This window comes from Flavobacterium sp. (assembly GCF_049240005.1).
Lineage (GTDB): Bacteria > Bacteroidota > Bacteroidia > Flavobacteriales > Flavobacteriaceae > Flavobacterium.
In genome coordinates this window covers 1-2,018 of the sequence record NZ_JBMLTK010000007.1, presented here as the reverse complement: position 1 = coordinate 2,018, position 2,018 = coordinate 1, and the positions used below count along the sequence as shown (strand labels likewise).

General features: G+C 41.6%; 2 protein-coding genes. Both read left to right on the top strand.

What is annotated here, in order from left to right; translation table 11 throughout:
• Positions 1-149 precede the first annotated feature (149 nt).
• Complete coding sequence (locus ACOVQQ_RS00465; RefSeq protein ID WP_094486266.1) at positions 150-401, top strand: type B 50S ribosomal protein L31; 252 nt, start codon at positions 150-152, stop codon at positions 399-401.
• 99 nt (positions 402-500) lie between these two features.
• Positions 501-1,673: a GlmU family protein gene (locus tag ACOVQQ_RS00460; protein WP_421816472.1), complete on the top strand. Its 1,173-nt coding sequence runs from the start codon at positions 501-503 to the stop codon at positions 1,671-1,673.
• The last annotated feature ends 345 nt before the right edge of the window (positions 1,674-2,018 follow it).

Here is a 2,018-nt window from a genome sequence, read left to right as displayed (position 1 = left end):
GCAACTTTATTCGTGTAATTATTTTTCTGATTTAAATATAGTTGTACATTTGCGCTCTCAAATTTGAACTGATTATAAAAGTCGAAACCGGCGGAATACCTTTCGATTTCGAAAGCATCAACCTAAAGTACGACACAAATAGAAAAACCATGAAAAAAGGAATCCACCCGGAAAATTACAGATTAGTCGCTTTCAAAGACATGTCTAACGAAGAAGTGTACATCACTAAATCAACTGCTGAAACTAGAGAAACCATCGTTTACGAAGGTGTTGAGTATCCAGTTGTTAAGATGGAAATCTCAAGGTCTTCTCACCCTTTTTACACAGGTAAATCTAAACTTATCGATACTGCTGGTCGTATCGACAAATTCAAAAACAAATACGCGAAGCACATTAAATAAGCTGTTTTGCTATCCTATAAGCCTCTCGAAATTCGGGAGGTTTTTTTTTGCCTGCATTTTCGCGGAGCTTCGTACCTTTAGCATCATTCTTTTGAAACCATGAATTACATCCTTTACGACGGTCCGCACCGAAATGCCTTACTACCTTTTACGTTTACCCGACCTGTTGCCGATATCCGCATAGGTATTTTAACCATTCGCGAAAAATGGGAACGCCATCTAGGAAACACGATCACAACGCTCACCGAAGAATATCTTTCTGAGAAATTCCCGATGGTCGAACTCGACGAAAACATCATGATTGATGCGTCTGTACTGCCCAGTAATGTGCTCGTAGAAATGGTTCAAAACCTCGAAGCCAATCAGGCTATCGCAAAAGATGGAGAAATTATTGCCTTTTTTACGACCTCGGTTCAAGAGGAAATTGATTTCGATCAGTACGAAATTCTCGAAGTACCCGAAGATGTAGTAACCATTCAAAAGCCGTACGACATATTTTCTAAAAACGACGCTGCAATTCGCGACGATTTTGACTTGCTAACGTCTGATCGCACTTCACAGCCCATTCCAAAATCGGTTCAAACCATAGCGCCCGAAAATATTTTTATAGAAGAAGGTGCGAAATTGGAGTTGGTGACGTTAAATGCAGCCGGCGGACCCATTTACATCGGCAAAGACACCGAGATTATGGAAGGAAGCATCATCCGCGGGCCGTTTGCATTGTGCGAGCAGGCGGTGGTGAAATTGGGTGCGAAAATCTACGGCGGAACAACTGTTGGTCCGCATTGCCGAGTAGGAGGAGAGATTTCAAACTCGGTTCTTTTCGCGTATTCCAATAAAGGTCACGACGGTTTTCTCGGAAATTCGGTACTCGGCGAATGGTGCAACCTAGGTGCCGATACAAACAACTCGAACTTGAAAAATAACTACGAAGAAGTAAAGTTGTGGAGCTACGAAACCGAGCGTTTTGAAAAAACAGGCTTGCAATTTTGTGGATTAATGATGGGCGATCACAGCAAATGCGGAATCAATACCATGTTTAACACCGGCACCGTTGTAGGCGTTTCGGCCAATATTTTTGGAGCTGGCTTTCCGAGAAATTTCGTACCCGGATTTTCTTGGGGCGGTGCAGCGGGTTTTACCTCTTACCTCACCAAAAAAGCGTTTGAGACGGCAAAAATTGCAATGTCGCGCCGCCACGTAACCTTTAGTGATGAAGATGCTAAAATTTTAGAGCACGTTTTTGAGCTCGAAGCCAAATTTAGAGGATAAACCTAAAGCACATAAAAAATGTATTGAAGCCGTTTCGTTTTAGAGCGGCTTTTTTTGTGGAAGTATTTTAATTTGGGCGTTCCGGCGCGAAAATAAGTGCGTCAAAAACAAAAGTTCACGCGCCGTCAGGCTGTTCGCTACCTCGATAGTTATCGGGGCGTTTTGCGCCTTTAGCGGAAGCGCAAAACACGATTTTCGCTGCCATCCTTAACGCGGAAGAGTGGGGTCGGAGATTTTGAGATTTAAAGATTTCGAGATTTAAAGATTTAAAGATTTAAAGATTTAAAGATTTAAAGATTAAAAGATTAAAAGATTAAAAGATTAAAAGATTAAAAGATTAAAAGA

Excerpts from the sequence above, each read along its gene's own strand:
- ACOVQQ_RS00465 (WP_094486266.1), top strand. The coding sequence starts at position 150 with ATGAAAAAAGGAATCCACCCGGAAAATTACAGATTAGTCGCTTTCAAA.
- ACOVQQ_RS00460 (WP_421816472.1), top strand. The coding sequence starts at position 501 with ATGAATTACATCCTTTACGACGGTCCGCACCGAAATGCCTTACTACCT.